Genomic DNA, 5443 nt, shown 5'->3' with positions numbered 1-5443 from the left:
CCTGTTCCTCAACGCCTACAACTACGCCAGGCGGCTCAAGACGCTGAAGGGCCTCACCCCCTACGAGTTCATCTGCCGATCATGGGCCACCGAGCCACACAGGTTTACCGCTGACCCGCACCACCAAATGCCGGGACCAAACATCTAGGATTGGGCGCCTTCTGTGGCCATGCGCATCATTCCGCACCCATGGCCGCGTCGCCCGCCACCACGCGCTTCACCTCGCAGGCCCGGAGGCCGCCAAGGGCCACGTCCCGCCCATTCACCCAGACCGCCCGCAGCCGGTAGCTTCCCTCCGCCGGGAAGGGCAGGCGCAGGCTGCCGCCGGGCGGCAGCGCCGCATCCGGCAGCAGGTCCGTGGCCGGGCCGCCGGCCTCCGGCGCCAGGTGGAGCTGCTCCACCGCCATGCTGCCCTGATTGAGGAAGTCCGCCTCGCAGCCCCGCCGCCCGGCACAGGCGCCGAGCGGCAGCAGCAGCAGGGCCAGCACCGCACCGCGCATGGTGCCTCAGCCCACCGGGTCGATCGGCGCGGGCGGCACGCCACCGGCCTCGATCGCCTCGCCGGCCGCCAGCAGCACATCCTCCCGGTAGCGGCTGCCGACGATCTGCACCCCGACCGGCGCCCGGCCCACCAGCCCGGTGGAGACGGTGAGCCCCGGCAGGCTGAGCAGCGGCAGCCCCACCTGCGGGAGCTGCGCCATGACGATTTCCTCGAACCGCTCGAAGCTCGTCACGTCGTCATGGTCCCGGAAGGGCAGCTCGCCGGAGACGGGCATGACCACCGCCGGATACTTCCCGAGGAAGGCGAGCCATTGCCGCAGCAGCCCGACCCGCGCCTGCAGCGCCGCCTGGAAATCCGCGAGGCTCGCCTCCGGGCAGAGCCGCGCCATGAAGCCGGAGACGGCGATGGCATCCGGGTCGCCCTCCGCCTCGAAGACCGAGGGGCCGGGGCGCCGGCTCTCCGCCAGCCAGAGCAGGGCCTGCAGCCGGGCGCATTCGACGAGCGGCGGGGTGTTCGCCACCTCCTCCACCGCCCAGCCGGCCTTCTCCAGCCGCGCCGCCGCATCCCGCAGCGCGGCGGCGACCTCCGGCTGCACCTTCATGCCATCCGGCGCCAGGCAGAGGGCGGCGCGCTTCGGGAAGGCGGGACCCTCCAGCGGGGCCGGGGTCCACCAGGGGTCGCGCAGATCCTGCTGCGCCATGGCGGCGAGGCCGAGGCGGAGATCGGCGATGCTGCGGGCGATGGGGCCGGAGACGGCCATGAGCTGGGCGCCGATGCCGCGGTCCGGGCCGCTGGCGTTCCAGGCCGGGATGCGGCCAAGGGTCGGGCGCAGCCCATGCACGCCGCAGGCATAGGCGGGGTAGCGGATGGAGCCGCCGATATCGGTGCCATGGCCGATGGCGCCGATGCCGGCCGCGACCGCCGCCGCCGCACCGCCGGAGGAACCGCCCGGCGTCAGCCCGGGATCGCGCGGGTTCTTCGTCGCGCCGTGCAGGGAGTTGCGGGTGAACCAGCGAAGCGAGAAGGCCGGGGTGTTGGTGCGACCGAGGATGACCGCGCCGGCGCGCTTCAGATTCGCCACCACCGGGCTGTCCTGCCGGGCGATGAGATCCTGCTGCAGCCGGAGGCCGTTGGTGGTGGCCCAGCCCTCCTGGTCCACATTCACCTTCACCGTCACGGGCACGCCGGCGAGCGGGCCGGGATCCTCGCCGCGCGAGAGCGCCGCATCCACCGCCGCGGCCGCCGCCAGGGCCTGCTTCGGGTCATGCGCAATGACGGCGTTGAGGGCGGGGTTCACCGCCTCCAGCCGGGCCAGCGCAGCCTTGGTCGCCTCCTGCGCGGACGTCTCCCGGGCACGGATGCGGGCGGCGAGGTCGGTGGCGGAGAGGCGCCAGAGATCGGTCATGGAATGCTCCCGGCTGGGTCCGCCCTATCCTCTACACCATGGACCGGGCGGCCGGGAGACGGGGGCCCTGCCCGGGCCCCCGGTATACGCCGTGCTCAGCCCGGCAGCCCCAGCACGTTCTTGCTGAGGATGTTCCGCTGGATCTCGTTGCTGCCGCCATAGATCGTGGCCGGCCGCGCCTGGATGTAGAGCCCGCCGATGTTCAGGTCGCGGTTGCCTTCCATCGGCTCCAGCAGCCCCGCATTCTCGCCGGAGATCTCCAGCATCGTATCCGTGATCTTCTGGAAGAGCTCGGTCTGGATGACCTTCAGCATGGAGACGTCGGGGCCGAGGCTCTCGCCGCGCTTCAGCTTCTCGACGAAGGTGCCGAACAGCGCCTTCAGATCCTCGAATTCCAGGCGCAGCCGGGCGTAGCGGTCCTGGAACTCCGCATCCTCCCAGAGGCCCATGCGCTCGGCGAGGAGCTTGAGGCGGGAGAGGGCGTAGCCGGACTGGCGGGGGGAGCCGAGGAAGATGCGCTCGAAGCCGAGCAGCGCCTTCGCCATGTCCCAGCCCTTGTTCAGCGTGCCGACCAGGTTCTCCTTCGGCACCCGGACATTGTCGAAGAAGGTCTCGCAGAATTCGTCATGCATCTCGAGGTTGATGATCGGCCGCACGGTGATGCCGGGCGTCTTCATATCGACCAGGAGGAAGCTGATGCCTTCCTGCTTCTTCGCATTCTTGTCGGTGCGGACGAGGAGGAAGATCCAGTTGGCGTCCATCGCCAGGGTGGTCCAGATCTTCTGGCCGTTGACGACGTAGTGGTCGCCATCCAGCACCGCCTCGGTCCGCAGCGCGGCGAGGTCGGAGCCGGCATTCGGCTCGGAATAGCCCTGGCACCAGACATGCTCGCCGGAGAGGATCTTCGGCAGGAAGAACGTCTTCTGCGCCTCCGTGCCGTACTTGATCACCAGCGGGCCCAGCATGACGATGCCATGGTCGTTGGTGCGGGCCACGCCGTAGCGCTCATACTCCTCCGTCAGGATGATCTGCTTGGCGGGGGAGAGGCCGAGGCCGCCATATTCCTTCGGCCAGCCGGGGCAGAGCCAGCCCTTCTCGGCCAGCTTCATGTACCATTCCCGGTTCTCCGCCCAGTGCAGGCGCTTCGGCGGGTTGCGCAGATGCTCCGGGTAGTTCTCGCGCAGGAAGGCGCGGACCACCTGGCGGAAATGCTCGTCCTCCAGGCTGTCCAGCTCGGCGGGCGGCGGGATGCGGATGGCGTCCATGTCAGGCCCCCTTGAATTGCGGCGTGCGCTTGCCGAGGAAGGCGGCGCGGCCTTCCTTGAAATCCTCGGTCAGGAAGAGCGTCGCCTGGAAATGCCGCTCCTGCTCCAGGGCGCGGTCCAGGCCCTCGCCCAGCATCTGCTTGGTCAGCGCCATGGGCGCGGGCGCCTGTTCGGCGAGGAACCTCGCCTTCTCCAGCGCGGTCGCCAGCGCATGGCCCTGCGGCACCACATGGTCGATCAGGCCGATGCGCTCCGCCTCCGGCGCGCTCATCTGCCCGTGGTAGAGCAGGATCTGCCGCGCCCTGCCCTGGCCGACGCGCAGCGGCAAGGTGTGCGGCAGGCCGAGATCGGCCATCAGCCCGATCTTGCCGAAGCCGGCGGCGAAGCGCGCATCCTCCGCCGCCACGACGGTGTCGGAGGCGCAGGCGAGCGAGAGGCCGGCGCCGACGCAGAAGCCTTCCACCGCCGCGACCACGGGCTTCGAGCCGAGCACCATCAGCCGCACCAGCTCATGCGAGAGGCGCATGCGCTCCCGCCCCGCCAGGGCGCTGTCCACATCCATGCCGGAGATGTCGCCGCCCGAGCAGAAATGCCCGCCGGCGCCGGTGAGGACGATGGCACGGATGCCGGCATCGCCCTGCGCCGCGCGCAGCGCCTCGATCATCTGGACGCGGATGGGCATGGCCAGCGCGTTGCGCCGCGCCGGCTGGTCGATGGTGAGGATCAGGACGCCGCCGTCGCGCTCGCTGACGACACGGCAGATCGGTTCGCCGCTCATTCCTCCACCTCCGGGCTCACTGCCATGAAGCGTTTCCGGTGCAGGCTGGCGCTGCCATACTGGTTGGCCAGCACCATGGCCTTCCGCAGGTAGAGGCCGACATCGTACTGGTCGGTATAGCCGATGCCGCCATGCAGCTGGATGCATTCGCGGGTGACGCGGAGCGAGGCCTCCGCCGCCCGCGCCTTGGCGCGGGAGACGGCGGCGCGGCGGGCATCGCCCGTGGCGCCTTCATCCAGCGCGGCGGCGGCACTCTCGATGCTGGCGCGGGTGAGCGCGAGCTGCATCTTGAGGTCCGCCGCGCGGTGCTGCAGCGCCTGGAAGGTGCCGATGATCCTGCCGAACTGGCTGCGCGTCTTCAGGTAGTCCACCGTCATGGCGAAGGCGCGTTCCATGCCGCCCAGCAGGTAGGCGCCGGTCAGCAGCGCAGCTTCCTCCAGCGCCGCCTCCAGCGCCGGGCCGACATCCTCGGCCAGCTTCGTGGCGCCGGCGAGGTCCGGCGTGAAGCTGCCGACATTGCCGCCATCCTGGGTGCGCTCGATCGTCAGCCCCGCCGCCGGATGCTCATAGAGGGCGAGCTTTCTGCCCTCCCGCACCGGCAGCAGCAGCGCGGTGGCCCCGGCCGCCATGGGGATGAAGCGGCGCGAGGCATCGGCATTCCCCGGCACCTCCAGCGTATCGGCGCGCTCCTGCCAGGCGGTCAGCAGCACCGCTTCCCCGGCCAGCAGCTTCGCCAGACGCGGCGTGCCGGCGAGGATGGCGGCGGAGAGCATGGCGGGGATCAGCGGCTCCGGCACCAGCGCGGCGCCCAGCTCCTCGGCCAGGGCGCAGGCCTCGCCGAGGCCGAGGCCGGCGCCGCCGGCCGCTTCCGGCACGCGCAGCCCGATCCAGCCCATCTCGCCCATTTCGCGGAACACCGCAGGGTCGAAGCCCGGGTCCTGGAAGCGCAGCTCCCGCACCCGCTTGAGATCGCCGCCCGGCGGGGCCACCGCCGCGGCGCTGTCCCGGATCATCCGGATCGATTCGGCGCGATCATCCTGCACAGCGGCGCTCATCTGCGTATTCCCGTGTTCCTGTGACGGGGGCCCGACCCGGCCCTCCCGTTGCCCTGCCGCGGCTTCGCCGCGGCAGGCTGTGCAAGCTCCCGGGACCACGACGATCCCTGGGTCCCCGTGGCACCGCGCAGCGGCGGCATGGGGAACTCAGTTGGTGTGCAGCTTGGCGACGGACTTCGCCTGCACTTCCTCGAAGGTGACGCCGGGCGCCAGGTCACGCAGCACGAAGCCCTTCTCCGGCAGCACGTCGATGACGGCGAGGTTGGTGTAGACCCGGCGGATGCAGCGCAGCCCCGTCAGCGGGTAGGTGCACTTCTCCACCAGCTTCGGCCGCCCATCCTTCGTGGTGTGCTCCATCACCACCCAGACGCGCTTGGCACCGGCGGCGAGATCCATGGCGCCGCCGACGGCCGGCGCGGTGTCGTTCTCGCCCGTCGC

The 5443-nt window shown here is 70.9% G+C and carries 6 protein-coding genes and 1 pseudogene; 1 reads left to right on the top strand and 6 read right to left on the bottom strand.

Annotation, left to right across the window (positions count from 1 at the left end):
- A pseudogene (locus tag NJ376_RS19415) lies at positions 1-148 on the top strand (IS481 family transposase); the annotation flags it as partial.
- A 28-nt stretch (positions 149-176) separates the two neighbouring features.
- On the opposite strand, the gene NJ376_RS19410 reads toward NJ376_RS19415, so the two are convergent.
- From NJ376_RS19410 to NJ376_RS19385, 6 genes are all read right to left on the bottom strand, one after another.
- Positions 177-500, bottom strand: coding sequence for a hypothetical protein (locus NJ376_RS19410; RefSeq protein ID WP_252954940.1), 324 nt, complete (start codon positions 498-500; stop codon positions 177-179).
- Between the two features lie 6 nt (positions 501-506).
- Positions 507-1907, bottom strand: coding sequence for an amidase family protein (locus NJ376_RS19405; RefSeq protein ID WP_252954939.1), 1401 nt, complete (start codon positions 1905-1907; stop codon positions 507-509).
- Positions 1908-2002: 95 nt separating this feature from the next.
- Complete coding sequence (locus NJ376_RS19400) at positions 2003-3172, bottom strand: acyl-CoA dehydrogenase family protein (protein ID WP_252954938.1); 1170 nt, start codon at positions 3170-3172, stop codon at positions 2003-2005.
- A 1-nt stretch (position 3173) separates the two neighbouring features.
- A complete protein-coding gene (locus tag NJ376_RS19395; protein ID WP_252954937.1) occupies positions 3174-3950 on the bottom strand; it encodes an enoyl-CoA hydratase/isomerase family protein in 777 nt (258 codons plus the stop codon).
- Positions 3947-5005, bottom strand: coding sequence for an acyl-CoA dehydrogenase family protein (locus NJ376_RS19390; RefSeq protein ID WP_252954936.1), 1059 nt, complete (start codon positions 5003-5005; stop codon positions 3947-3949). The genes NJ376_RS19395 and NJ376_RS19390 overlap by 4 nt, the downstream gene beginning before the upstream one ends.
- Before the next feature lie 147 nt (positions 5006-5152).
- A partial coding sequence (locus tag NJ376_RS19385; protein ID WP_305880001.1) for a CoA-transferase occupies positions 5153-5443 on the bottom strand: 291 nt, incomplete at its 5' end.

This window comes from Siccirubricoccus soli (genome assembly GCF_024178315.1).
Lineage (GTDB): Bacteria > Pseudomonadota > Alphaproteobacteria > Acetobacterales > Acetobacteraceae > Siccirubricoccus > Siccirubricoccus soli.
Note: the sequence above shows the minus strand (reverse complement) of the source record. Positions and strands in the feature narration are given on the sequence as shown.